Origin of the sequence: Micromonospora sp. MW-13, from assembly GCF_003434305.1 — a bacterium.
Classification (GTDB): Bacteria; Actinomycetota; Actinomycetes; order Mycobacteriales; family Micromonosporaceae; genus Micromonospora.
This window is the reverse complement of the sequence record NZ_QKKX01000035.1, coordinates 127,223-152,656: the sequence shown is the minus strand read 5'-3', so window position 1 is coordinate 152,656 and position 25,434 is coordinate 127,223. Positions and strand designations below refer to the sequence as shown.

Sequence of the window (25,434 nt, the reverse complement as noted above, 5' to 3'; positions counted from 1 at the left end):
CGCTCGCCGGGAAAGAGTCAACGTCCGTCCCGTCCCTGGAGGTTGCGCAGTGGCCCACCCCCGTGCCGGTCAGCCCGCCGAGCCCGCCGACCTGGTCGACGTGCCCCGGCTGGTCACCGCCTACTACGCCGAGCACCCCGATCCGGACGATCCGGCGCAGCAGGTGTCCTTCGGCACCTCCGGGCACCGGGGGTCGAGCCTGCGCAACGCGTTCAACTCCGACCACATCCTCGCCGTCACCCAGGCGCTCTGCGACCACCGCCGGGAGCAGGGCCTCGACGGCCCGCTCTTCCTCGGCCGGGACACCCACGCGCTGTCCGCCCCGGCGGCCGTCGACGCGCTGGAGGTGCTCGCCGCCAACGGGGTCACCGTGCTGGTGGACAGCCGCGACGGCTACACCCCCACCCCGGCGGTGTCGCACGCCATCCTCGCCCACAACCGGGGCCGCACCTCCGGCCTGGCCGACGGCATCGTGATCACCCCGTCGCACAACCCGCCCGACGACGGCGGGTTCAAGTACAACCCGACCCACGGCGGGCCGGCCGACTCCGACGTCACGAAGTGGATCCAGGACCGGGCGAACGCGATCCTCGCCGCCGGGCTCAAGGAGGTGAGGCGGATCCCGTACGCGCGGGCCCGCGCCGCCGACACCACCGGTGAGTACGACTTCCTCGCCCGCTACGTCGACGACCTGCCCGCCGCGGTGGACCTCGACGCCGTCCGGGACGCCGGGGTGCGCGTCGGCGCCGACCCGCTCGGCGGGGCCAGCGTCGCCTACTGGGGGGAGATCGCGCAGCGGCACCGCCTCGACCTCACGGTGATCAACCCGACGGTCGACCCGACCTGGCGGTTCATGACGCTCGACGGCGACGGCAAGATCCGGATGGACTGCTCGTCGCCGAACGCGATGGCGTCGCTGATCGCCGCCCGCGCCGACTACCAGGTCTCCACCGGCAACGACGCCGACGCCGACCGGCACGGCATCGTCACCCCCGACGGCGGCCTGATGAACCCCAACCACTTCCTGGCGGTGGCGATCGGGCACCTGTTCCGCACCCGGTCGCAGTGGGGCCCGGCCGCCGCGGTCGGCAAGACCCTGGTCTCCTCCTCGATGATCGACCGGGTCGCCGGCGACCTGGGCCGGCCGTTGCTGGAGGTGCCGGTGGGGTTCAAGTGGTTCGTGCCGGGCCTGCTCGACGGGTCGGTCGGCTTCGGCGGCGAGGAGAGCGCCGGGGCGTCGTTCCTGCGCCGCGACGGGAGCACCTGGACCACCGACAAGGACGGCATCCTGCTCTGCCTGCTCGCCTCGGAGATCATCGCGACCACCGGCAAGACGCCCAGCCAGCACTGGACCGAGCTGGCCGAACGGTTCGGCGCCCCCGCGTACGCCCGGATCGACGCCCCGGCCAGCCGGCAGGAGAAGGCGGTGCTGGCCAAGCTCTCCCCGGACGAGGTGACGGCGACCGAGCTGGCCGGCGAGCCGATCACCGCGACGCTGACCACCGCCCCGGGCAACGGCGCGGCGATCGGCGGGCTCAAGGTGACCACCGCCTCCGGCTGGTTCGCCGCCCGCCCCTCCGGCACCGAGGACGTCTACAAGATCTACGCCGAGTCCTTCCAGGGCCCCGACCACCTGGCCCGGATCCAGCAGGAGGCGCGGGAGCTGGTCTCGGCGGTGCTCAGCCGGGCGTGACGGGCCGCAGCATCCTGGTGAACCGGGCGAAGCCGCCGGGGTCCAGCCCGTCCCGGACGGCCCAGGCCCGGGTGGCGCCGAGCGGCCCGGCGAGCGCCGTGGCGAGCCCGCCGGCCTCCGGGCCGGCGGGCACCCGCAGCGTCGGGCCGACCGCCCGGACGGTCACCGGGCCGGCGGCGGTGAACACCCGCAGGTCGCCGAAGCCGTAGGCGGCGCGGTGGGCGGCGAAGGCCGGCCAGTCGGCGAAGCGGAGTCCGGGGCCGGCTCCCGCGGCGAGCGGCACCTCGGCCCAGGAGCTGTGCGACCGGCCGGCGAAGCCGAAGCGCCGGTACAGCCGGCGGGCGCCGACGTTGTCGCGCGACACGTCCAGGGCCAGCGCGGCGCACCGCAGCCGGCGGGCCAGCCGCAGGCCGTCGGCCAGCAGCGCGCCACCCAGGCCCGAGCCCCGCACCCCCTGGGCCACCGCGACCCCGTTGAGCAGCAACTGCCGACCGAGCCACCGCCAGTCCGCCACGGCCAGCACGTCGGCCCCGTCGCGCACGCAGCGCAGCAGGACGGTGCGGGCGCCGGCCGGCGGGGCCAGCGCGGCGGCCAGGAACGCGGCGTACCCGGGCGCGTGGTACGGCACCAGGCCCGCGCAGTCGGCCGGGATCGCCTCGGCCAGCAGCCGGGTGACCGAACCCAGTGCGGGGTCGGTGGGCCTGTCGAGGGCGGTGACCCCGACGGTGACCCCGGCGGCGGTCAGGAGGGCAGGCACGTGAGCTGCCGCTCCTGGTCGAGGTCCAGCATGTGCGCGGACGGGTCGAGGACGACGCCGGTGCCCCGCAGCACCTTGCCGACTGTGCGGACCAGGATCCACAGGTCCAGCCGCAGCGACCACTCGTCGACGTAGCGGGTGTCCAGGGCGAGCCGGTCGTCCCAGCGGAGGGTGTTGCGTCCGCTGATCTGTTGCAGGCCGGTCAGCCCGGGCGGCATGAGGAAGCGGCGCCGTTCCTGGTCGGTGTACCAGGGGTCGTAGCGGGGCAGCAGTGGTCGCGGGCCGACCAGGCTGAGGTCCCCGCGCAGGACGTTCCAGAGCTGGGGCAGCTCGTCGATGCTGAGCCGACGCAGGACGGGACCGACCCCCCGGCAGCGGACCCCGTCGGGCAGCAGGGCGCCGTCCGCGCCGCGCTCGTCGGACATCGTCCGCAGCTTGTAGATCCGGAACGGTCGCCCGTGCCGGCCGGTCCGAACCTGGCTGAAGAACACGGGCGAACCGAACTGGGCCAGCACGAGCAGCGCGGCGACCGCCACGACCGGCGTGGTGAGCACCAGCGCGGCCAGCACCAGCAGCACGTCGACGGCGCGCTTGACGCGCAGCCGGGCGGGCGAGGGCCGCCCGCTCACCGGACGGTGCCCGATCCCCGTGGTGTCGCCAGCTCCCGGTGAACGTTCACGTTCCGACCTCCCAGGACTCGGGGGTGAACAGACCGAATCGTGTTTCTATCAGCCTTGGGAGGCTTTCATGTGATGTTTCCGATTTTTGCTCTCATGCCGGGTGCCGGTCCGGTATGCGCGGCGGGTTGTCGATCCCGGTGCGCCGGGCGGACGCGCGGGCGGCCGGGTCGTTGCGGGCCGCCGGGGCCAACCAGCGCCAGCACGCCGACCAGTGCCAACACGCCGGCGATCGCCAGCCGTGGACCGCAGGCCGACCGGCCCGCGACGGTCACCTGGGGCGGGGAACGTCGTTGCAAGGTCGACGGGTCGGACGACGGCCGGCGTCGAGCGGACTCCGACGTCGGGAGGGGATGGTGGTGGGAATGCTCCGTGCGTTGTGGGCGTCGGTGCGGGACCGTCGGGCGGCGGCCCGCGACCCGGAGGGGTTCGCTAGGGCCATCGGCGTGGACCTGCGGGGCCGGGTCCGGTTCTACGGGATCAACCGGGCGATGTTCGGGTCCGAGCCGTGGCTGGTGTCCCTCGGCGACAACGTCTACATCACCGCCGGGGTGCAGTTCGTCACCCATGACGGCGGTACGCTCATCCTGCGCCGGGAGCATCCGGACCTGGAGTGGACGGCGCCGATCAGGGTGGGCGACGACGTGTACCTCGGGGTGCGCACGCTTGTCCTGCCCGGGGTGACGATCGGTGACCGGTGCGTGATCGGGGCCGGCTCGGTCGTCACCCGGGACATCCCCGCCAACAGCGTCGCCGTCGGCGCCCCCGCCCGGGTGGTGCGCACCGTCGACGAGTACCTGGACCGGATGCGGGCCAAGTCGCTGGGCTGCGGCCACCTGCCCGCCCAGGAGAAGGCGGCGGCGATCCGGGAGATCTACGGTGTGCCGGCGCGCTGACCGGGCCGCCGCCGGGCGGGGGCGGGCCTGATGCGGCTGTCGGCCAGCCGTCCCGGCCCGGTCCTCGGCGGGCTGGCCCGTGCCCTCGACCGGCTCTGGACCCTCGGTTCCCGGGCCCGCCGGGCGGTGCGCGGCCTGGCGGTGGCCGGCCGGTTCGCCGCCCGGGGCGACGGCTTCGTCTTCGACCCGGACGGCGTCTACACGTACGAGACGATCGAGGTGGGCCGCAACGTCGACCTGGGACACCGGCCGGTCCTCATCGCCGCCCGGTCCCGGATCCGGATCGGGGACAACGTCATGTTCGGCCCGCAGGTCACGATCCGGGGCGGCAACCACCGGGTGGACCGGGTCGGCGTGCCGATGACCGCCGTGGGCAAGCAGCCCGGCGACGAGGCCCTGGACCGGGGCGTGACGATCGGCGACGACGTCTGGGTCGGCACCCGGGCCGTCATCCTGCACGGCGTGACGGTGGGCCGGGGCGCGGTGGTCGGGGCCGGTGCGGTGGTGACCCGTCCGGTGCCGCCGTACGCGATCGTCGCCGGCAATCCGGCGCGGGTGCTCCGGTTGCGCTGGCCGGTGGCGACGATCGCGGCGCACGAGCGCGCGCTCTACCCGCCCGGTCACCGGCTGACGCCGGACGAACTTGCCGCGCTGGCGGAGCTCGCCGGTGCTCCGTCGGCGGCGGACCCCGGGCCGGCGACGAACGCGCTGACGACCGGGGCCCACAACCGGTAGTCGAAGGACCCGGCCCGTTCCCGGGCGGCCCGGCTCATCGCCCACCAGGCGGCGTCGTCGAGGGCCAGGGCGCGGACCAGCCCGTCCCGGACGTCGTCGGCCGTGGGCCCGGCGAGCACCAGCCCCTCCCGGCCGTCCACGACGTACCGTCCCAGGTCGCTGGTGGAGTTCAGCAGCACCGGGCACCCGGCGGCGAGGCTCTCCGGCACCTTGGAGGGGAAGCCCGCCTGCGCGTACCCGGCCAGGGGCCGGACCAGCACGGAGAAGTGCGACCGGCGCAGCTCCTCAAGCACCCGGTCGCGGGGCACCCGGCCGAGGAAGGTGACCCGGTCGGCCAGCTCCGTCAGCAGGCCCTCGTCGAGGTCCGACAGGCTCGCGGCCCGGTCCCGGTCGAAGCCGGCGATCACCAGGCGGACCCGGTCCCGCTCGGCCCGGGGCAACCCCCGCATGCCCGCCAGCACCACCGACAGCAGGTCCTTCGGCCCGGCCGAGCCGGCGTAGAGCAGCCGGACCCCCTCGGCGATCGGGGGCGGCGCCGGCGCGGGGTGCTCGGCGAGGTCGACCTGCGGCGGCACGACCAGGGTCGGCCGGCCGCGCCGGACGAAGTGCCCGGCGATCGTCTCGGACACGGCGATCACCCGGTCGGCGAGCCGGCCGGCCAGGAACAGGCCCCACCGGTGCCGCAGGAAGTAGGGGGCGAGCCGGCCCCGGGGGAACTGCTCCGGGTCGTGGCGTTCCAGCACGTCCACCGTCACCCGGCAGCGTGTCGCGGATCGCAGCACCGCCCAGGTGGTGAGGTTCCACAGGCTCAGCGGCAGGTAGACGCCGGTCAGGTCGCGGGGCCGCACGCCGGCGCGCCGCAGCGCGGCCAGCATCCGCAGGGGCCGGGCGCGCCGGCGCAGCCAGCGCGTCAGCGGCCCGTGGGCGCCCCCGCCGATGGAGATCAGCCGTACGCCCGGCGGCAGGGGCGGGTCGGCGGGCGGCCGGGTCCCGTCGGCCGGCCAGTCGTTGACCACGAGGGTGGGCGTGCCGGGCGGGGTGGCGGCCCGGGCGAGCTGGAGCAGCCGGTTGGACATCGCGTCGCCGTGCGGGAACCGGAAGGCGGCCAGCGCGAGCAGCCGTGGCGGCGCGGCACCGGGCGGCGGAGCGACGTCCTCTTCAGATGATGTCGGCATATTCCTGTCTTCGCGTGTCTGTAACTTGTGTCCCATAGGTCGGTTTAGTGTAGGCACTCCGGCGGCGCAGGGCCCGCCTCTTGCCTGGCGCGTCGATAGGAGCGGAAGTGGATCTGAGCACTGACCTCGCCGGTGCCGAGCGCGCGGGCCCCGGGACCCGTACCCGGCCCGTCGTCGTGCAGCACTCGGCCGGGACGCCGGGCGCCAACGGGCCGCTCACCGCCGTCGAACGGGTGCTCGGCTCCCGGCTGGCCGACCGGTACGACTTCGTCCGGATGCACCAGAGCAGCGGCAACGGCGCGCTCAACGTCGGCCTGCTGCGGGACTGGGTCGCCCTGCTGCGCCGGGTCCGCCCCGACCTGGTGCACGTACGCGGCCTGCAGAACGAGGGGTTCCACGGCGTCCTCGCCGCCCGGCTGGCCGGCTGCCGGCGGGTCCTGGTCACCGTGCACGGGACCGTGCGGGACCTGCGGCGGGTCGACCGCCCGGTGCGCCGCGCGCTGCTGGTGCGCGGCGCCGAGCCGCTGACCCTGCGGGCGGCCAGCCACGTCGCGACCGTCTGCGAGTACGCCGCCGGCCGGGACTTCCTGCGCGGCTGCGCGGACCGGTTCCTCGGCGTCATCCCGAACGGTGTGCCGGTGCCGGCCCGGCCCGAGGCGGCCCGGGACCGGGTCCGCGCCGACCTCGGGCTGTGCCCCGACGACCTGGCGATGATCGTGGTGGCCCGGCTGACCTGGGAGAAGGGCTTCGGTGTGCTGGCCGAGGCGCTGCGTCGGCTGCCGCCGGACCCGGTCCGCCCGGTGCTGCTGGTGGCCGGCGACGGCCCGGCCCGCGGCGACGTCGAGGCGGCCCTGCGGGCGGCCGGCACGGCGCGGGTACGGCTGCTCGGCAACCGCGCAGACGTGCCGGACCTGCTCTGCGCCGCCGACCTGTTCGTCTTCCCCACGCTGCACGAGAACCTGTCCAACGCCCTGCTGGAGGCGATGGCCCACGGGCTGCCGGTGGTGGCCTCGGCGGTGGGCGGCAACGTGGAGGTGCTGCGCGACGGCGGCGGGCGGTTGGTGCCGGCCGGCGACCCGACGGCGTTGGCCGACGCGCTCGCCGCGCTGCTGGGCGACGCCGGGACCCGGGCGCGGCTCGGCGCGCGGGCCCGGCGCACGGTCGTCGACCGGTACAGCCTGGACGCGATGCTCGGGGCGCTGGACTCGGCGTACCAGCGGATCCTGGCGGGCTGAGCGGTGCCGGCCGGCGACGCGGGTGACCGGGAGGCCCGGCCCGGGCAGCCGCCACGGATCGTCCTGCTCGGCTTTACGCTGTCCGACGAGGCGCTGGACCGGGCGATGGCCGGGGACGCCATCCACGCCACGCAGACCCACGCCTTCGCCTGGGGGGTGGTGAAGGCGTTGCGCGGCGCCGGCTGCCCGGTCCGGCTGCTGTCCGCCGCCCCGGTCTCCACCTACCCCCGTAACCCCCGGATCCGGTACCGGGCTGCCCGGTTCCGGCACGACGGGGTGGACGGCCAGCTCCTCGGCTTCGTCAACCTGCTCGGCCTCAAGCACCTCACCCGGTTCGTCGCGGCCTGCCGGCGGGGTTCCCGGATGCTGCGGGAACGCCCCGCCGACGTGCTGCTGGTCCACGGGGTGCACACGCCGTTCCTCTGGGCCGGCGTGCTGCTGGGCCGGCTGCGCGGGGTCCGGGTCGTGCCGGTGCTGACCGACCCGCCGGGGGTGCCGCTGCCGCACGAGGGCCGGCTGGTCCGGCTGCTGCGGTCCGTGGACGTCGCGCTGGTCCGGGCCGCGCTGCGCCGGTGCGCCGGCGTCGTCGCCCTGACCGGTCGGCTCGCCGAGGACTTCGCGCCCGGCCGTCCCCGGCTGGTGCTGGAGGGGATCTGCAACCCGCCGGTCGGGGTCCGGCCCCGGGTCGCCGTCGCCGCCGCCCGGCAGATCGGGTACGCGGGCGGGCTCAGCCGCGCCTACGGCGTGGACCGTCTGGTCGAGGCGTTCCACGGGCTGCCGGCGCCGGACCTGCGGCTGGGCGTCTTCGGTCGGGGCGAACTGGAGGGGTGGCTGCACGAGCAGGCGGCGCTCGACCCGCGGGTCGAGCCACCGCGGCTGCTGGACCGCGGCGACCTGGCCCGGTGGCTCGCCGGGGCAGCGGTGCTGGTCAATCCCCGGCCGGTCGACCAGCACTTCGTGCCGTACTCGTTCCCGTCCAAGCTCATCGAGTACCTCTCGGCGGGGGTGCCGGTGGTGACCACCCGGCTGCCCGGCATACCCGCCGACTACGACCCGCACCTGGTGTACGCCGACGACGACAGCGCCGCCGGTCTCCGGGACGCGATCCGGCGCGTGCTGGAACTGCCCCCGGCGGCGGCCGCCGCGCTCGGCGCGGCGGGGCGGACCTTCGTCGCCGAGACCCGGAGCCCGGCCGCGCAGGGCCGCCGGCTGCGGGCGTTCCTCGGCGCGCTCGGCCCCACGGGCGGCCGGATCGACGCCGGCGGCCACCGGGGCGGGCCCGCCGGCAGCCGACCGGCGGGCGCGGGACAGGGCGGCAGCCGCTGACCGTGCCCGCCCGGCGCGGGTGACGACCGCCGGCTGTCCCTTTTGCAGTAACTTGCCGGATCGGCGGTCGTTGTTCAGCGGGTGGCCCGGCTGCGCGCCGGCCGCTCGGGGAGACCGACCAGTGGTGGGGGAGACCGTGAAGGTAGTGGTGACCGGCGGCGCGGGTTTCATCGGCGCCAACCTGGTTCGGGCGCTGTGCGAGGTACCGCAGGTGACCGAGGTGGTGGTGGTCGACGACCTCTCCACCGGCGCGGTGGAGAACCTGCTCGACGTGCCGGTCCGGCTGGCGCGGGGCACCGTCCTCGACCCGGACCTGCTCGACGGCGCCTTCGTGGGCGCGCAGAGCGTGGTGCACCTGGGCGCGCTGGGCTCGGTGCCCCGCTCCATCGACCGGCCGCTGCCCAGCCACCACGCCAACGCCACCGGCACCCTGATGGTGCTGGAGGCCGCCCGGCGGCACGGGGTGCCCCAGGTCGTCCTCGCGTCGTCCTCGTCGGTGTACGGGACGAACCCCGTCCTGCCCCGCCGGGAGACGCTGCGGCCGATGCCGGTCAGCCCGTACGCCGTGTCCAAGCTGGCCGCCGAGGCGTACGCCCTGGCCTACGCGTCCTGCTACGGGCTGTCCGTGCTGCCGTTCCGCTTCTTCAACGTCTTCGGCCCCCGGCAGGCGGCGCACCACACGTACGCCGCCGTGGTGCCGCAGTTCGTCGCCGCCGCGCTCGCCGGCCGGCCGCTGCGGGTGCACGGCGACGGCCGGCAGACCCGCGACTTCACCTACGTGGGCAGCGTGACGGCGGTGATCGTGGAGGCGGTGCTGCGCCGGGTGGCGGCGCCGGACGCGGTCAACCTGGCGTTCGGGGCCCGGGTGTCGCTGCTCGACCTCGTCGCCGAGCTGGAGGACGTGCTCGGCCGCCGGCTGCCGGTGGTGCACGAGCCGCCCCGCCCCGGCGACGTGCGCGACTCGCAGGCCGACTGCGGCCGGCTGCGGGAGCTGTTCCCCACGGCGCGCCCGGTGCCGCTGCGCGTCGGTCTGGAGGAGACCGTGGCCTGGATGGCCGGCCACGTGCTCGCCGGACACTAGTGCCGAGCGTCCCGGCCGGACTCGCCGAGCGGAAGCGCCCCCCGCCCGGGGCCCACCGGCGCGCGCCCGACCGCACCCGCCGGCTCGTCACCGGGGTCTGCACCGCCGTGCTCGGCCGGCTGGCCGGGTTCGTGGTCCCGATCGTGCTGGTCCCGGTGACGCTGCCCTACCTCGGCACCGACCTGTACGGCCTCTGGATGGCCGTGGCCGCGCTCGCCGGGATGGCGGCCTTCGCCGACCTCGGCCTGGGCAGTGGACTGATGACCAAGCTGGCGCCCTGCCAGGCGGCCGGCGACCACGAACTGGCCCGCCGCTACGTCTCCAGCGCCTACCTGGCGCTGTCCCTGCTGGCGGTCACCCTCTGCGGCGCGCTCTGGCTGCTCGCCGACGCGGTGCCCTGGGCGTCGCTGTTCAACGCCACCGGCCAGGTCGCGCCCGGGCAGGCGAGGGCGATCGCCCTGATCTGCCTCACCGCGTTCGTGCTCAACGTGCCGCTGTCGCTGATCGTCCGGGTCCAGTACGCGTACCAGCAGGTCGGCCGGAGCAACCTCTGGCAGGCCGGCGCGGGCCTGGTCGGGCTGCTGGTGGTGCTCGGCATCGTCCGGGCCGGGCTGCCGCCGGTGGCGATCATCGCGGCCTCGGCCGCCGCGCCGCTGCTGGTCAACCTGGTCAACAGCCTCTGGTTCTTCTGGCGCGACGGCTCCCGGATCCGTCCCCGGCTGCGCTGCGTCGACCCGCGCGCCGCCCGGGAACTGCTGAGCCTCAGCGGGCTGTTCTTCGTGGTGACCGTGGTGACGTCGGTCGCGACCAGTGTGGACACCCTGATCGTCGCCCATGCCCTCGGGTTGTCCGCCGTCGCCGCCTACGTGGTGCCGGCGAAGCTGCTCGGCCAGCTCGGCCAGCTCGTCGTGCTGGTGAACGTGCCGCTCTGGCCGGCCAACGGGGACGCCCTGGCCCGGGGCCAACTGGCCTGGGTGCGGCGGATCACCCGCCGGATGACCGTCGTCTCGGTGCTGGCCACCCTGCTGCCCACGGTCGTCCTGGCGGTCGCCGGGGAGCGGATCCTCGACGCCTGGCTGCCGGTGCCGATCGGGGGCGACCCGTGGCTGCTGGCCGGGCTGGGCGCCTGGTGGGTGGTGCAGGCGGCGCTCTCGCCGCGGTTCATGGTGCAGAACGCCGCCGGCGTGGTCACCCCGCAACTGGTCGGCTGGGCGGCGTTCGCCGTCCTGTCGCTGGTCGGCAAGTGGTACGCCGCCTCCTGGTTCGGGCTCCGGGCGGTCCCCTGGGTCGCGGTGGCCGGGTTCGCGCTCGCCGTCGTCCCCGCCGCCCTGTACGGCTACCGCAAGGCGCTGCGCCGGGCTGCGCGTCCGGCGCCGGAATGGAGATCCGATGGACAACTGGTGGGCTGAGGAGCATCCCCGGGTGCTGGTCGTCGGCGCGGCGGTGTTCGGCCGCGCCTCGGGCACCGGGATCACCCTGTCCAACCTCTTCGCCGGCTGGCCGGGGCAGCGGCTGGCCCAGCTCTATGCCGAGGACCGGGACCCCGCCACGGACGTCTGCCAGCGGTTCCTGCGGCTCGACCCGCGCTGCGCGCCCGTGGAGTACCACCTCTTCCGCTGGCGGGCCCGGACCATCCGGGGGACGTCGTCGGGCGTGCCGGACCGGTCGGGCGTGGGCGGGGCGGGGGCCGGCGGGGCGGGCGTCGAGCTGGGGTCGCTGCGCGCCCGGATGCGGGCCGAGCTGCGGGCGTTCGTCGACCTCAGCCCGCTGCGGGTGCCGGCCGGGGCGCGCCGGTGGATGCGGGAGCAGCGCCCGCAGGTGGTGTACGCGACGCTGGGCAGCATCCGGCAGATGCGGCTGGCCGTGCTGGCGGCCCGGGAGTGCGGGGTGCCGCTGGTGCCGCACTTCATGGACGACTGGCCCAGCACCCTGTACACCGACCGGCAGACGCTCGGCGTCGCCCGGCGCGCGCTGCTCGCCGAGGTCCGGGAGGTGATCCGGCACTCGTCGTACGGCCTGGGGATCAGCGAGCCGATGGCGCGGGAGTACCAGCGCCGCTACGGGCTGCCCTTCGCGGCCTTCGGCAACTGCGTCGACCCGGCGGACTTCGCCGGCCGGCCGGGCCCGGCCCGCCCGGCCACCGACGGGGCGGTGCTGGACCTCGTCTACGTCGGCGGGCTGCACCTGGACCGCTGGCGGTCGCTGCGCCAGGTCGGCGAGGCCCTCGGCCGGCTTGCCGCCGACGGCCTGCGGGCCCGGCTGACCGTGCACGCGCCCCCGCAGGATCTGGACCGGTACGGCGAGCGGCTCGGGCTGCCCGGCGTCCGGCTGGGCCGGTCGCTGGCCAGCGACGAGGTCGCCGGGGTGCTGCGCCGCGCCGACGTGCTGGTGCACGTCGAGTCGTTCGCCGAGGAACACTGCCACTTCACCCGGTATTCGCTGTCCACCAAGATCCCCCAGTATCTCGCCGCCGGTCGGCCGGTGCTGGGTTTCGGTCCGGCGGAACTGGCCTCGATGGCCCACCTGGACGCGGCCGGTGCCGGTGCCGTGGTCGGCGTGGACGATCCCGCCCGGCTGGCCCGGGAGGTCGCCCGGCTCTGCGCGGATCCCGCGCTGCGCGAGCGGCTGGGCCGGCAGGGGCTGGACTTCGCCGTCCGCCACCACCGGGCGGACCAGGTGGCCGCCCGGTTCGCCGAGACCCTGGCGCGGGCCGCCCGGGGGCCGGTCGGTCCCGCGCCGCAGCCCCGGCGCGACCCGGCCGGGCTGGCCCCGGGCGCCGAGCGCGGCTGAGCGTTCGCGTCCCCCGATCCCGTCGGCCGGGGCGCGGGCCGGGCGGTGCCCGACGGCGGGTTCCGCCCGGGCTCACCCGCTGGCGGGCACCTCGGCTCTCGGTTGTCGTCCTGCGGTGGGGGCCTGCGGCGTCGCCGGGGCGCGGAGCGTGGGCAGCACGGTCAGCATGGCCAGGGCCAGCCAGGCGGCCGGCGACGCCTCCCACTGGCCGGTGAGCCAGATCGGCAGCATCAGCGCGGCGAAGCCGCAGACCAGCAGGCGGCCGACCGGCGCCGCGCGGGCGGTCGTCACCAGGGCGGCGGTGATCGTGCCGAAGTAGAGCAGCACGCCGATCAGCCCCAGGTCGTTGCCGACGGTCAACAGCAGGTTGTGCGGGCCGACGCCGTACGGGTTGGTCGCGATGAGCACCCCCGGCCCGGAGCCGATGATCGGGTGCTCCGACCAGGTGGTGATGGCGTAGGGCCAGAGCCACAGCCGCCCGGAGATGTCGCCGGTGGCCCGGCCGTACATGCTGTCGAGCCAGGTCATCGTCCAGTCCGGGGTCCTGCCGAGCGGCACCAGGAAGAGGAGCCCGGGCCCGAGCAGGCCGAGGACGAGTACCGTCGGCCGGGGCCAGAACCGGGCCGCCAGCAGGGCGGCCAGGCCGAGCAGCACCCCGATCGCGGCGCCCCGGGAGCCGGTGAGCAGCATGGCCCAGAGCAGCAGCGCAGCGGCGGCCAGCGGCACCAGGCGCCACCGCCGGTGACGTGCCAGGGCGACGGTCACGAGCGCGGCGACCACGATCCCGGCGGCCAGCGTGTAGGCGGTGAGATTCACCTCCCGGCCCTCGACGCCGAACCGGTGGGCCACGTCGAGCACCTGTCCCCGCGAGCGGAGGTCCTCGGCCGCCCCGGTGACCACCTCCTGGGCGACGAACACGCACCCGGCGAGGAACGTCCCGCCCACCAGCAGCAGGTCCCGCCGGGTGCGCAGCACGTGCCGGCAGGCCACGAAGAGCAGGCAGACCGTCGCGTACCGGTAGGCCCCCATCACGGTGAGGTCCGGCCGGTCCGACCAGAGGTTGGTGTTGTACGCCCAGCCCGCGGTCGCCGCCGCCAGGGCATCCGCCCAGCGCGGCCGGGGCAGCCGGCCGCTGAGCAGCAGCGCCGCCACGGCCAGCGGGGCCAGCCAGTTGAACGACCACCAGGGCGGGCGGGCCGCCCAGAACGCGATCCAGCAGAGCAGGGCGACGCTGGGCAGGCCGTTCGGCCACGCGCGGAGCAGCCACGTGCCGGGTTGGCCCGCCGCCCGCCGCTGCCCCCGGCCGAACGGGACCGGGCCCGGCGGACGGTCCGCCGCCTGCGGCTGCCGTCCGGTGGCGGGGGTGCGCGGGCCGAGTCGAGGTGGTGAGGTGGTCATCGGCGGGCGGACCGCCCCCGGGCGGCCACGGTCGGGCCCGCGCCGGCCGGGTGGCACCGGTCCGGCTGCGGTGGTCGAACTGGTGGCATGGTGCTCCTTACGCTGTCGGACCGCGTCGCCGCCCCGGTCGACTACTCCGCTGTGGAGCGTGACGTGACCTGGCGGGTCCGCATGGTCCGCGCCCTTTGTACCAGTTGCGACGCGACAAGGTGGGCGAATCGGGGGAACCGCCAGTGGTGGATGAGACCGCCGCGAACCCCGTTGGCGGGCTCGCCCGCGGCGTGCTCGGAAGGTATTTTCCCTCCTTCTCATCCATTTAAGAGTGATTCGAGGATATAACCCGAAACGCGTATCTGTGGGTGTGGGGGCGTCGTTGACCCGGGTGCCGCACCGGAGCCGGCAGGCCCGGGCGGTCGCCCTCGCGGCCGACGCACCGCCGCGGCACGGGCGGGCGGGACGGGGAAAGCCGTCCGCCGGGCGTGACGAAAACGGGAGAGGCTATGGCTTTCACGACCTCGGGCCGCCGGGTGCTCATCACCGGCGGCACCGGTTCCTTCGGGCAGACCATGACGCGGCGACTGCTGGCCCGGGACGTGGGCGAGGTGCGCATCCTCAGCCGCGACGAGGCCAAGCAGGACGCGATGCGCCGGGCGCTCGGTGACGAGCGGGTCCGCTACCACGTCGGCGACGTCCGGGACCGGGACACGGTCGAGCGGGCGACCCGCGAGGTGGACTTCGTCTTCCACGCGGCGGCGCTGAAGCAGGTGCCGTCCTGTGAGTTCTTCCCGCTGGAGGCGGTCCGCACCAACGTGCTCGGCAGCGCCAACGTGATCGAGGCCGCCGCGCGCAACGGGGTCGGCTCCGTGGTGGTGCTCAGCACCGACAAGGCGGTCTACCCGGTCAACGCGATGGGCATGAGCAAGGCCCTGATGGAGAAGGTGGCCCAGGCCCACGCCCGTAACGACCCGCGCAGCGCCACCACGGTGTCCTGCGTGCGGTACGGCAACGTGATGTACTCGCGCGGCTCGGTCATCCCGCTCTTCGTCGAGCAGATCAAGGCCGGCCGGCCGCTGACCGTCACCGACCCGACGATGACCCGGTTCCTGATGTCGCTGGCCGACTCGGTCGACCTGGTCGAGCACGCCTTCCACCGCGCGCAGCCCGGCGACGTGTTCATCCGCAAGGCCGCCGCCGGGACGATCGCCGACCTCGCCGAGGCGGTCTGCCGGCTGTTCGACGTGCCGTGCAAGCTCGACGTCATCGGCGTGCGGCACAGCGAGAAGTGGCACGAGACGTTGGCCAGCCGGGAGGAACTGGCCCAGGCCGACGACTTCGGGGAGTTCTTCCGGGTGCCGGTCGACGGGCGGGACCTGAACTACGCGCTGTACGTCTCCGAGGGCGAGCTGGGCGAGGTGCCCCGGGAGGACTTCAACTCGGCCAACGCGCCCCGGCTCGGCGTACCGGAGATCATGGAGCTGCTGCGCACCCTGCCGGAGATCCGGGCGGAGCTGGCCCTGCGCGACCCGGTGCCGGCATGCTGAGGCTGGCCGTCACCGGCGCCGACGGCTTCCTCGGCTGGCACGTCCGGACGCTGCTGCGCGCGCTGGGCCGCCCGGAGCCCGTCGTCGTCACCCGGACCGACCTGACCGACCCGGACGCCGTCGCCGCGAAGCTCGCCGGGGTCGACCGGGTGCTGCACCTGGCCGGTGTGAACCGGGGCGACCCCGCCCAGGTGGCCGCCGGGAACGTCCAGTTGGCCGCGCAGCTCGCGCACGGGCTGCGGCGCTGCCCCGCCCCGCCGGCGGTGGTCTTCGCCAACTCGGTCCAGGCCGGCAACGGCACCCCGTACGGCGACGCGAAGGCCACCGCGGCGGCGATCCTGGCCGACACCGGAGCCGCCCTCGACGACCTGCTGCTGCCCAACCTGTACGGCGAGCACGGCCGGCCCTTCTACAACTCCGTGGTCGCCACCTTCTGCCGGCTGCTCGCCTCCGGCGACCCGCCGCAGGTGCAGCTCGACCGGGACATGGAGCTGGTGCACGCCACCGACGCCGCCGCCCGGCTCGTCGGCGAGCCGGCCGGCGGGTCCTGGGACCCGGCCATGCCGGCGTTGCGGATCGGGGTGGGCGAGCTGGCCCACCGGCTGACCGGCTTCGCCGACGCCTACCGCCGGGGGGAGATCCCGCCGCTGCGGGACCGGCACGACGTGCGGCTGTTCAACACCTACCGCTCGCACGTCTTCCCGTCCGGCGTCCCGATGCCGCTGCCCCGGCGCTCGGACGCGCGGGGCGAACTGGTGGAGACGGTCAAGGTGCACGACGGCGGCGGCCAGAGCTTCTGCTCGGGCAGCCACCCGGGGGTGACCCGGGGGGAGCACTTCCACCTCGCCAAGATCGAGCGCTTCGTCGTGCTGCGCGGCTCGGCGGAGATCGCCCTGCGCCGGGTCGGCCACGCCGACGTCGTCCGCTTCGCGGTCGCCGGCGACGAGCCGGTCGCCGTGGACATGCCGACGATGTGGGCGCACCGGATCACCAACACCGGGCCCGGTGAACTGGTCACCCTGTTCTGGACCAACGAGATCTTCGACCCGGACCGGCCCGACACGTACCCCGAGCCGGTCGACCTGCCGGTCCTGGTGCCGAGCGCGGTGGTCGCCGGATGAGGGTCGGCCTGGTCAGCCAGTGGTACCCGCCGGAGGGCGCCTTCATCCAGGACAATCTCGCCGCCGAACTGGTCGCGCGCGGGCACGAGGTCAAGGTGCTCACCTCCTTCCCCAGCTATCCGTACGGCCGCCTCTACCCCGGCTACCGGCAGCGGTGGAACGACTGCGTCCGCACCGGCGGGCTGACCGTGCGCCGGGTGCCGTCGTACCCCAGCCACGACCGGTCCCCGGTGCGCCGGGCGGCCAGCTACCTGTCCTTCGCGGCGACGAGCACCCTCGCCGGGGCCCGCTACCTCGCCGACGTCGACGTGACGTACGTCTACCACCCGCCGCCCACGTCCGTCGCCCCGGCCGCCCTCGGCCGGCTGCTGCGCGGCACGCCGGCCGTCCTGCACGTCCAGGACCCGTGGCCGGAGTCGGTGCGGCACTCGGGGATGGCCCCGCAGGGGCGCGCGGGCCGGCTGCTGGACGGGGCGATCGCCGCGGCCATGCGCCGGATCTACCGGTCGGTCACGGCCATCGCGGTGATCTCGCCGGCGATGGCCGAACTCGTCATCGAGCGCGGCGCGGACCCGGACCAGGTGCGGGTGGTCTGGAACTGGACCGACGACCGGCTGTTCCGGCCGGTGCCGGCCACCGACGCGGCCCGCGCCGCCATCGGCCACACCGGACGATGCACGATCATGTTCGCCGGGAACCTGGGGCTGCTCCAGGGGATCGAGACGGCGGTCCGGGCTGCCGCCGCGACCCGCGACCTCGTCGACCTGGTGCTGGTCGGCTCGGGAGTGCAGGAGGAGAGCGCCCGCCGGCTCGCCGCCGACCTCGGCGCCCACAACGTCCGGTTCCTCGGCCGCCGCCCGCCCGAGCGGATGGCCGAGCTGTACGCCGCGGCCGAGTACCAGCTCATCTGCCTGCGGGACGCGGCCGGCCTGCGGGGGACGGTCCCGTCGAAGCTCCAGGCGGCACTGGCCTGCGGCCGTCCGGTGATCGTCGCGGCGGGCGGCGACGCCGCCCGGCTGGTCCGCTCGTCCCGGGTCGGACTCACCTGCCCGCCGGAGGACTGGCGGGCGCTCGCCGACCGGTTCGCGGCGGCGGCGGCCCAGCCCGCCGCCGAGCGGCTGGCGACGGCCGACCGCGCCCGCCAGGTGTACCTGGACCGCATGTCGCTACGGGTGGGAGTCGACCAGTTGGAGGACATCATGATCAAGGCCGCCGACCGGGGGAGGCGTCGATGACGCGCGTCATGACGGTGGTCGGTACCCGACCCGAGATCATCCGGCTGTCCCGGGTCATCGCCCGGCTCGACCGGACGGTCGACCACGTGCTCGTGCACACCGGGCAGAACTGGGACCCGACCCTCTCCGACGTCTTCTTCACCGAACTGCGGCTGCGCCAGCCCGACCGCTACCTCGGGGTGGACACCACCTCGCTGGGCAGCGTGCTCGGCGGCGTGCTGACCGGGGTGGAACGGGCGATCGAGGACCTTCGGCCCGACGCCCTGCTGGTGCTCGGCGACACGAACAGTTGCATCGCCGCGCTGATCGCCCGGCGGATGCGGGTGCCCGTCTACCACATGGAGGCCGGGAACCGCTGCTTCGACCTGAACGTGCCGGAGGAGACGAACCGGCGGGTGGTCGACCACGTGGCCGACTTCAACCTGGTCTACACCGAGCACGCCCGGCGCAACCTGCTGGCCGAGGGGCTGCACCCGCGGCGGATCCTGCACACCGGCTCGCCGATGCGGGAGGTGCTGGAGCACTACCGCGCCGAGATCGACAAGTCCGGCGTCCTGGAGCAGCTCGGGCTGACCCCCGGCGGCTACTTCCTGGTCAGCGCCCACCGGGAGGAGAACGTCGACGACGCCCCCCGGCTGGCCCGGCTCCTGGACTGCCTGCGGGCGGTCCGGGAGCACTGGGACCTGCCGGTGCTCGTCTCCACCCACCCCCGCACCCGCAAGCGGCTCGCCGAGCTGGCGCCCGATCCGGCCGACCTGGCCGGCATCACGTTCCACGAGCCGTTCGGCCTGTTCGACTACGTGCGCCTCCAGGCCCAGGCCCGCTGCACCCTGTCCGACAGCGGCACGATCAGTGAGGAGGCGGCGATCGTCGGCTTCCCCGCGGTGACGCTGCGCAACTCGATCGAACGCCCGGAGGCGCTGGACAGCGGCGGCATCCTGCTGACCGAGCTCGACCCGGACGCGGTCCGCGAGGCGGTGACGGTCGCGGTCGCCCAGGTGACGTCCGCGGGCGTGCCGTGCCCGGTGGACTACCAGGTCACCGACACCTCCCGCCGGGTCGTCAGCTTCATCCTCTCCACGGTGCGGCTGCACCACGGGTGGGCCGGTATCCGGCGCTGACGGCCCGATCGGGCCGGGGGCGGGTCAGCGCCCGCCGGCCCGGTAGGCGGGGAAGAACCCCCCGGCGCGCAGGTCGGCGGCCGGGCAGCCCAGGTGCTGGGCGCGGGCGGCGGTCAGCGCCGCGTACCGGTCCCGGTCGAGCACCGCCGCGCCCGTCCACCAGGGAACGAGGGCGCCGCCGAACGACGTCTTGAAGCGGAGCAGCCCGTCGTGGCCGCGCACCCCGCCGCCGAGGTGCACCCGGGTGCAGCCGGTCTCGGCGGCCCACTCCAGGATGCGCCAGACCAGCAGGTTGTTGGCGCCGTCGCGGGCCGCCGCCGGCTCCGAGCCGGCGAGGTGGTAGTGCGCCCGGTCCCCGTGCCGCAGCACGAGCGCCGCCGCGACGACCTCCCCGTCGGGGTCGCGTACCGAGACGAGCAGCAGGTTCTTGTCCAGGCCCGACGACAGCAGCCGGTAGTACCCGTCGGGGAACAGGTAGCGCTCGGCGCTGCCGATGCGGCGCATGGTCTGCTCGTACACCCGCCGGAACGGCGCGGCGGCGGTGAGGTCGAGGGCCGTGGCCGGCCGCAGCTCGACCGTCAGCCCCGCGTTCGCGGCCTTGCGGACGGCGGTGCGGGCCCGGCCCGCCATCGCCTCCCACACCCGGCGGGGACCCGCGTCCACGGCGACGGCCACGGTCTCGCCGTGCGGCGCCAGCCGCACCGTCCCGAGTGCCCGGACGGCCGCCACCGGCGCGGGATCCAGCGGCGAGAAGCGGAGGAAGAGGCTCACCAGGCCCTGGTCCCGCCAACAGGCCACGGCCCGCGCCCAGAACCGGGCCAGGTCGTCCGGCGGGCAGCCGGGTTCGACGTGCAGGCCGCAGTAGCCGTACGGGCTGATCCCGTCGGTCACCCCGTCGGCGACGGCCCGCAGCACGTACGGAAGCTGGATCCGCCGCCCCAGCCGGGCGCTGTACCAGGTGCCGCCCTGCGCCGCCGCGTCCGCCGTCCCGTAACCGGCGGTGAAGTAGACGTCGGGGCAGTCGGCGTCGAGCCGGCCGGCCCGCGGGCCCTGCCCGGTCAGCGTGAAGTCACCGGTCACCGGTGGTCCAGGAACCGTTCGACGGCCCCGCACACGCGGTCGATCTGCCGTTCGTCGAGCGCGGACCCGCTGGGCAGGATGAGGCCGGTGTCGAAGAGGCGCTCGGCGACGCCGGTGACCGACGCGGGCGCGTCGGCGTAGACCGGTTGCAGGTGCATCGGCTTGAACACCGGCCGGGTCTCGATCTCGTCGAGGGCGAGCGCGGCGCCGAGGTCCGCCGCCTGCCACCCCGCCCGGGCGGGGTCCACGACCAGCGTGGACATCCAGCAGTTGCCGCCGCCGTCGTCGTCGCCGAGCAGGCGTACGCCGGGCACCGTGGCGAACAGCTTCGCGTACCGTTCCCGCAGCAGCCGCCGCCGGGCCAGCATGCCGTCCAGGCGGTGCAACTGGCCGCGACCGATCGCCGCGAGCAGGTTGCTGGGGCGGTAGTTGTACCCGATCTCGGTGTGTTCGTAGTGGATCACCGGCTGGCGGGCCTGCGCGGCCAGGTACCGGCAACGCGCGACGAACGCCTCGTCGTCGGAGAGCAGCATCCCGCCGCTCGACGTGGTCATGATCTTGTTGTGCTGGAAGGAGAGGACGGCGGCGTGGCCGAACGAGCCGGCCGGGCGGCCCCGGTGGGTCGCGCCCAGGGACTCGGCCGCGTCCTCGATCACGGGCACCCCGGCCGCGGCGCACACCGGCAGCAGCGAGGTGTAGTCCGCGCAGGTGCCGAAGAGGTCCACGGACATGACCGCCCCGACGGGCGTTCCCGCCGCCCGCAGGCGGGCCAGCAGAGCGGCCAGCAGCGGCACGTCCAGGTTCCCGGTCTCCTCGTCGCAGTCCACGAAGACCGGCCGGGCACCGGTGTACGCGACGGCGTTCGCGGTGGCCGCGAAGGTCAGCGTCGGGACGATCACCACCTGCCCGGGGCCGACGCCGAGGCCGAGCATGGCCAGGTGCAGGGCGGCCGTTCCGGAGCTGGTCGCCAGCGCGGCCCGGATGCCGACCCGCTCGGCGGTGGCGTCTTCGAGGGCGGTGATGTCCGGGCCGAACGGGCCGACCTGCCGCGCCCGGAAGGCGGCCAGCAGATAGGCCTCCTCCACCGGCCCGAGGTCGGGCGGGGACAGGTAGACGGGGCCGGCGGTCATGCCGCCACGGACCGGGCCGTGCGGGGCGGAAGGTCGGTACCGCTCCGCATAATACGGGAGGAATCCACGCTTTCTCCGTCTCTCGCCTGGACCGCATCACAGTGGTCAGAACCGTTCTACCAAACGGGGGACCGGTGCCCGCCGCTTTCACGTATCGGCGAGCTCGCGCGGGTCGGACCGGCGGGCGGTAGAGTGCTGCCGGCCGCGCCGGGCGGTACCGGGCTAGGCGTGAGGGGACGGGCCGTGCTGCACCTCAGGGTGATCGCCCCGGCGGACCAGTCGTCGGCGGTGACCGACCTGCTCGCCGCCGATCCCGGCGTCACCCACCTGGTGGTGCTCCCCGGAACGGCCCGGCGGCCGAAGGGCGACCTGATCCTCTGCGACGTGGTCCGCGAGCGGGCCGACAACGTGCTGCACGAGTTGCAGCAGTTGGGCATCGAGGCGCGCGGCGGGATCGCCGCCGACGACGTGGAGCTGACCGTGTCCGAGGCCGCCGACCGGGCCGCCGAGGCCGCGCCCGGCAGCGGGGCGGACGCCGTGGTCTGGGACGAGGTGGCCGCGAAGACCGGCGAGCAGACCGAGCTGTCCGCCACCTACCTGGTGCTCATCGTGGTGGCCACCATGATCGCCGGGATCGGGGTCCTGCTCGACCAGCCCATCCTGATCGTCGGCGCGATGGTGGTGGGCCCGGAGTTCGGCCCGCTGGCCGCCCTCTGCGTGGCCCTGTTGCGCCGCCGGCCGGCCGTCATCGGCCGCTCCGTGCAGGCTCTGGCGGTGGGCTTCCTGGCCGCCATGCTCGCCACCGTGCTCAGCACCTGGGCGCTGACCCTGGCCGGCCTGGTCAACCGGGAGCTGCTGCTCGCCGAACGGCCGCTGACCGACTTCATCTGGCGGCCGGACGCGCTGTCCTGGGTGGTCGGCCTGCTCGCCGGGATCGCCGGGATGCTCTCGCTGACCTCGAAGAAGTCCGGGTCCCTGGTGGGCGTCCTGATCTCGGTCACCACCGTGCCGGCCGCCGCGAACGTGGCCGTCGCCGTCGCGTACGGGGTGTGGCACGAGGCGGCCGGCTCGGCGCTGCAACTGCTGATCAACCTGTGCGCGATCGTGCTCGCCGGGCTGGCCACCCTGGCCGCGCAGCAGGCGTGGTGGTGGCACGTGGCCCGGCAGGTCCGGCGCCGCGCGGACCGGACCCGGCCGGCCGGCGGCTGACGGGGCCGCCCCGGGGCGGGTCACCAGTCGTCGCCGGCCGCCAGCCGCCGGGTGAGCAGGTCACGTAGCGGGACCGACTCGCCGTCCCGGCCTCCCTCGCCGACGATCAGGGGCGCCGGGCCGGGCTGCGGGTCGGCGCCGAGGAGCCGGGCCCGCAGGCCGGCCGGGACGGTCAGCAGGTACCACCGCCCGGCGGTGTCCACCGCCCGGGTACGGGCCCGGTCGACGTACCAGCCGGTGATCCGGGTGCGGTACCGCCCCTGGCCCGCGTACGGCACGGCGGCGAGCCGGGTGGGCCGCAGCCCTCGTCGGGTCGCCTCGGCCGCGAACCAGGTCACGATCTCCGCTGCCTCGGCGCGCTCGGCCGCCCGCCGCCGCTCGTCCGCCTCGGCGTGCGCCCGCACCGCCCGCCGCTGCCGCTCCCGCCACTGGAGGTCGTCGTCCCCGCCCATGCCGGCGACGGTACGCGCCGCGCCCGCCGCCCCGGTACCCGGCGGCGCCCGCCGGCCGCCGTCGGCGGGCGCGGCCGGGGCGGGCGGGTGTCGACGGCCCGCCGTCGGCGGCGGGCGCGGCCGGGGCGGGCGGGTGTCGCCTTCATGTCACGCACATGGCGGTGTCCCGGCCCCGACAGCCCCCAATGTCACTGACCTGGAGTGGATCAAGGACCGGCGAGGGCCGGCGCGCGACCGGGCGGGCCGGCGGACCGGCGGACCGGCGGACCGGCGGCGCCGGATCGGGCCCCGCGACCGGTCAGGCCAGGCCGGCCCGGCGCAGCGCGTCGGCCATCGCCCCGTCGGCGGCCGGGGCAGTCCCCCCGCCGCCACGGCCCGGCCGCTGCTGCGCCCCGCCGCGCGCACCGCCCCGCCCCTGGCCGTCCCCCTGACCGCCGCCGCGCCCCTGGCCGCCCCGGCCGCCGGAGGGCTCGCCCCGGCCGCCGCCCGACCGCTCGCCCCGGCCACCGCCGGAGGGCTCGCCCCGGCCACCGCGCTCGCGCCGCGCGTCGTCCGGGCCGCGCCGCCCGGCCTCGGTCTCGTCCTCCAGCCGCAGCGTCAGCGAGATCCGCTTGCGCGGCACGTCGACGTCGAGCACCTTGACCCGGACCACGTCGCCCGACTTCACCACGTCGCGCGGGTCCTTGACGAAGGTCCGGGACATCGCCGACACGTGTACCAGGCCGTCCTGGTGCACGCCGACGTCGACGAACGCGCCGAACGCCGCCACGTTGGTGACCACGCCCTCCAGCACCATGCCGGGGGTCAGGTCGCCGATCTTCTCCACGCCCTCGACGAACGTCGCGGTCCGGAACTCCGGCCGGGGGTCCCGTCCCGGCTTCTCCAGCTCCGCCAGGATGTCGGTGACGGTGGGCAGGCCGAACGTGTCGTCGACGAAGTCGGTGGCCCGCAGGCCGCGCAGGATGGCGCTCTGCCCGATCAGCGAGCGCAGATCCTGGCCCGTGCGGGTGAGGATCCGCCGTACCACCGGGTACGCCTCCGGGTGCACGCTGGAGGAGTCCAGCGGGTCGTCGCCGCCGGGGATGCGCAGGAAGCCGGCGCACTGCTCGAACGCCTTGGGGCCGAGCCGGGCCACCTTCTTCAGTGCCGCCCGGGAGCGGAACGGGCCGTTGGCGTCCCGGTGCAGCACGATGTTCTCCGCCAGCCCGGCGCCGATGCCGGAGACCCGGGTCAGCAGCGGCGCGGAGGCGGTGTTGACGTCCACGCCGACGGCGTTCACGCAGTCCTCGACCACGGCGTCCAACGACCGGGACAGCTTCAACTCGGACAGGTCGTGCTGGTACTGCCCGACGCCGATCGAGCGCGGGTCGATCTTGACCAGCTCGGCGAGCGGGTCCTGGAGCCGGCGGGCGATGGAGACCGCGCCGCGCAGCGAGACGTCCAGCCCGGGCAGCTCCTGCGAGGCGTACGCGGACGCGGAGTAGACCGACGCGCCGGCCTCGGAGACCACCACCTTGGTCAGCTTCAGCTCCGGGTGCCGCTTGATCAGCTCACCGGCGAGCTTGTCGGTCTCCCGGCTGGCGGTGCCGTTGCCGATGGCGATCAGCTCGACGCCGTGCGCCCCGGCCAGCCGGGCGAGGGTGTCGATCGAGGCGTCCCACTGCCGGCGCGGCTCGTGCGGGTAGATCGTGTCGGTGGCGACCACCTTGCCCGTGGCGTCGACCACGGCGACCTTGACCCCGGTGCGCAGGCCCGGATCCAGCCCCATGGTCGGCCGGGTGCCGGCGGGGGCGGCGAGCAGCAGGTCGCGCAGGTTGGTGGCGAAGACCCGCACGGCCTCCTCCTCGGCCGCCTGCCACAGCCGCGTCCGCAGGTCGGCGCCGAGGTGGATGAGGATCCGGGTGCGCCAGGCCCAGCGCACCGTGTCGGCCAGCCACCGGTCGGCGGCCCGGCCGTGGTCGGTGACCCCGAACCGGGCGGCGATCGCCGCCTCGTACCGGCTCGGGCCGGCCGGCGCCGCGTCGGAGTCGCCCTCGGCCTCCGGGTCCATCGTCAGGTCGAGCACGCCCTCCTTCTCGCCCCGGAACATCGCCAGGATCCGGTGCGAGGGCAGCTTCGGGTACGGCTCGGCGAAGTCGAAGTAGTCGGCGAACTTCGCCCCGGCCGACTCCTGGCCCTCGCGTACCCGGGCGACCAGCCGGCCCCGCGACCACATCTGCTCGCGCAGCGTGCCGATCAGGTCGGCGTCCTCGGCGAAGCGCTCGATGAGGATGGCCCGCGCGCCGTCCAGCGCGGCGGCGGCGTCGGCCACCCCCCGCTCGGCGTCGACGAATCCGGCGGCCCGCTCCCGAGGGTCCTGGGCCGGGTCGGCCAGCAGCGCCTCGGCCAGGGGCGCCAGCCCGGCCTCGCGGGCGATCTGCGCCCGGGTCCGCCGCTTCGGCTTGTACGGCAGGTAGATGTCCTCCAGCCGGGACTTCGAGTCGGCCGCCATGATCTGCGCTTCCAGGGCCTCGTCGAGCTTGCCCTGGCCGCGGATGGACTCCAGCACCGCGGCGCGGCGCTCGTCCAGCTCGCGCAGGTAGCGCAGCCGCTCCTCCAGGGTGCGTAGCTGGGCGTCGTCGAGCAGGCCGGTGGCCTCCTTGCGGTAGCGGGCGATGAACGGCACGGTGGCGCCGCCGTCGAGCAGCTCCACGGCCGCCCGGACCTGACGTTCGGCGACGCCGAGCTCGTCGGCGATCCGCTGGTGCACAGACTGGGTCACGATCTGATCCGCCTTCTCGGG

Annotated in this window: 21 protein-coding genes; 13 read left to right on the top strand and 8 right to left on the bottom strand. The window is 75.4% G+C overall.

Annotated features, from left to right (window positions below; all coding sequences use genetic code 11):
* Positions 1–49 precede the first annotated feature (49 nt).
* Positions 50–1,693 carry a phosphoglucomutase (alpha-D-glucose-1,6-bisphosphate-dependent) gene (gene pgm, locus C5N14_RS19050; RefSeq protein WP_117669463.1) on the top strand — a complete coding sequence of 548 codons (1,644 nt, stop codon included), beginning with the start codon at positions 50–52 and terminating at the stop codon, positions 1,691–1,693.
* On the opposite strand, the gene C5N14_RS19045 is transcribed toward pgm, so the two are convergent.
* Complete coding sequence (locus C5N14_RS19045) at positions 1,680–2,450, bottom strand: N-acetyltransferase (protein ID WP_117669462.1); 771 nt, start codon at positions 2,448–2,450, stop codon at positions 1,680–1,682. The two genes, pgm and C5N14_RS19045, sit on opposite strands and share 14 nt — an antisense overlap.
* Positions 2,435–3,079 carry a sugar transferase gene (locus C5N14_RS19040; RefSeq protein ID WP_117669461.1) on the bottom strand — a complete coding sequence of 215 codons (645 nt, stop codon included), beginning with the start codon at positions 3,077–3,079 and terminating at the stop codon, positions 2,435–2,437. The genes C5N14_RS19045 and C5N14_RS19040 overlap by 16 nt, the downstream gene beginning before the upstream one ends.
* A gap of 413 nt (positions 3,080–3,492) precedes the next feature.
* On the opposite strand from C5N14_RS19040, the gene C5N14_RS19035 reads away from it, so the two are divergent.
* Positions 3,493–4,023 carry an acyltransferase gene (locus C5N14_RS19035; protein ID WP_243639764.1) on the top strand — a complete coding sequence of 177 codons (531 nt, stop codon included), beginning with the start codon at positions 3,493–3,495 and terminating at the stop codon, positions 4,021–4,023.
* Positions 4,024–4,053: 30 nt separating this feature from the next.
* The gene (locus C5N14_RS33995) at positions 4,054–4,758 is read left to right on the top strand and encodes a DapH/DapD/GlmU-related protein (RefSeq protein WP_117669460.1); all 705 of its coding nucleotides are present in this window, start codon (positions 4,054–4,056) and stop codon (positions 4,756–4,758) included.
* Here the strand turns inward: C5N14_RS33995 and C5N14_RS19025 are convergent.
* Positions 4,644–5,933 carry a glycosyltransferase gene (locus tag C5N14_RS19025; RefSeq protein ID WP_128763606.1) on the bottom strand — a complete coding sequence of 430 codons (1,290 nt, stop codon included), beginning with the start codon at positions 5,931–5,933 and terminating at the stop codon, positions 4,644–4,646. The two genes, C5N14_RS33995 and C5N14_RS19025, sit on opposite strands and share 115 nt — an antisense overlap.
* 107 nt (positions 5,934–6,040) lie before the next feature.
* On the opposite strand from C5N14_RS19025, the gene C5N14_RS19020 reads away from it, so the two are divergent.
* From C5N14_RS19020 to C5N14_RS33990, 5 genes are all read left to right on the top strand, one after another.
* Positions 6,041–7,168 (top strand): glycosyltransferase, encoded by a 1,128-nt coding sequence (locus C5N14_RS19020; RefSeq protein WP_117669458.1) that lies wholly within the window; start codon positions 6,041–6,043, stop codon positions 7,166–7,168.
* Between the two features lie 3 nt (positions 7,169–7,171).
* Positions 7,172–8,494 carry a glycosyltransferase gene (locus C5N14_RS19015; protein ID WP_117669457.1) on the top strand — a complete coding sequence of 441 codons (1,323 nt, stop codon included), beginning with the start codon at positions 7,172–7,174 and terminating at the stop codon, positions 8,492–8,494.
* 136 nt (positions 8,495–8,630) lie between these two features.
* Complete coding sequence (locus tag C5N14_RS19010; protein WP_117669556.1) at positions 8,631–9,575, top strand: NAD-dependent epimerase/dehydratase family protein; 945 nt, start codon at positions 8,631–8,633, stop codon at positions 9,573–9,575.
* Positions 9,575–10,984 carry a lipopolysaccharide biosynthesis protein gene (locus C5N14_RS19005; RefSeq protein WP_117669456.1) on the top strand — a complete coding sequence of 470 codons (1,410 nt, stop codon included), beginning with the start codon at positions 9,575–9,577 and terminating at the stop codon, positions 10,982–10,984. Before C5N14_RS19010 ends, C5N14_RS19005 begins: the two co-directional genes overlap by 1 nt.
* On the top strand, positions 10,965–12,365 hold the full coding sequence (locus C5N14_RS33990) for a glycosyltransferase (protein WP_117669455.1): 1,401 nt from the start codon (positions 10,965–10,967) through the stop codon (positions 12,363–12,365). Before C5N14_RS19005 ends, C5N14_RS33990 begins: the two co-directional genes overlap by 20 nt.
* A 72-nt stretch (positions 12,366–12,437) precedes the next feature.
* Here the strand turns inward: C5N14_RS33990 and C5N14_RS18995 are convergent, their stop codons facing one another.
* Complete coding sequence (locus C5N14_RS18995) at positions 12,438–13,763, bottom strand: O-antigen ligase (protein ID WP_165878152.1); 1,326 nt, start codon at positions 13,761–13,763, stop codon at positions 12,438–12,440.
* 500 nt (positions 13,764–14,263) lie between these two features.
* Between C5N14_RS18995 and C5N14_RS18990 the strand changes: the two genes are divergently transcribed.
* From C5N14_RS18990 to wecB, 4 genes are read left to right on the top strand one after another with little or no spacing between them, the layout of a single operon-like run.
* A complete protein-coding gene (locus tag C5N14_RS18990; RefSeq protein ID WP_117669453.1) occupies positions 14,264–15,304 on the top strand; it encodes an SDR family NAD(P)-dependent oxidoreductase in 1,041 nt (346 codons plus the stop codon).
* Complete coding sequence (locus C5N14_RS18985) at positions 15,298–16,425, top strand: NAD-dependent epimerase/dehydratase family protein (protein ID WP_117669452.1); 1,128 nt, start codon at positions 15,298–15,300, stop codon at positions 16,423–16,425. The genes C5N14_RS18990 and C5N14_RS18985 overlap by 7 nt, the downstream gene beginning before the upstream one ends.
* On the top strand, positions 16,422–17,660 hold the full coding sequence (locus C5N14_RS18980) for a glycosyltransferase family 4 protein (RefSeq protein ID WP_117669451.1): 1,239 nt from the start codon (positions 16,422–16,424) through the stop codon (positions 17,658–17,660). The genes C5N14_RS18985 and C5N14_RS18980 overlap by 4 nt, the downstream gene beginning before the upstream one ends.
* On the top strand, positions 17,657–18,781 hold the full coding sequence (gene wecB / locus C5N14_RS18975) for a non-hydrolyzing UDP-N-acetylglucosamine 2-epimerase (RefSeq protein WP_117669450.1): 1,125 nt from the start codon (positions 17,657–17,659) through the stop codon (positions 18,779–18,781). The genes C5N14_RS18980 and wecB overlap by 4 nt, the downstream gene beginning before the upstream one ends.
* A 24-nt stretch (positions 18,782–18,805) precedes the next feature.
* On the opposite strand, the gene C5N14_RS18970 is transcribed toward wecB, so the two are convergent.
* Together C5N14_RS18970 and C5N14_RS18965 are read right to left on the bottom strand one after the other, a co-directional pair.
* Positions 18,806–19,861 carry a GNAT family N-acetyltransferase gene (locus C5N14_RS18970; protein ID WP_117669449.1) on the bottom strand — a complete coding sequence of 352 codons (1,056 nt, stop codon included), beginning with the start codon at positions 19,859–19,861 and terminating at the stop codon, positions 18,806–18,808.
* On the bottom strand, positions 19,858–20,991 hold the full coding sequence (locus C5N14_RS18965; protein WP_117669448.1) for a DegT/DnrJ/EryC1/StrS aminotransferase family protein: 1,134 nt from the start codon (positions 20,989–20,991) through the stop codon (positions 19,858–19,860). Before C5N14_RS18965 ends, C5N14_RS18970 begins: the two co-directional genes overlap by 4 nt.
* A gap of 228 nt (positions 20,992–21,219) precedes the next feature.
* Between C5N14_RS18965 and C5N14_RS18960 the strand changes: the two genes are divergently transcribed.
* A complete protein-coding gene (locus C5N14_RS18960) occupies positions 21,220–22,200 on the top strand; it encodes a DUF389 domain-containing protein (RefSeq protein ID WP_243639762.1) in 981 nt (326 codons plus the stop codon).
* A 20-nt stretch (positions 22,201–22,220) separates the two neighbouring features.
* Here C5N14_RS18960 and C5N14_RS18955 read toward each other — a convergent pair whose 3' ends face one another.
* Together C5N14_RS18955 and C5N14_RS18950 are read right to left on the bottom strand one after the other, a co-directional pair.
* On the bottom strand, positions 22,221–22,652 hold the full coding sequence (locus C5N14_RS18955) for a hypothetical protein (protein WP_117669446.1): 432 nt from the start codon (positions 22,650–22,652) through the stop codon (positions 22,221–22,223).
* A 298-nt stretch (positions 22,653–22,950) separates the two neighbouring features.
* Entirely contained in the window at positions 22,951–25,413 is a 2,463-nt protein-coding gene (locus C5N14_RS18950; RefSeq protein WP_117669445.1) for a Tex family protein, read from the bottom strand.
* Positions 25,414–25,434: the final 21 nt, after the last annotated feature.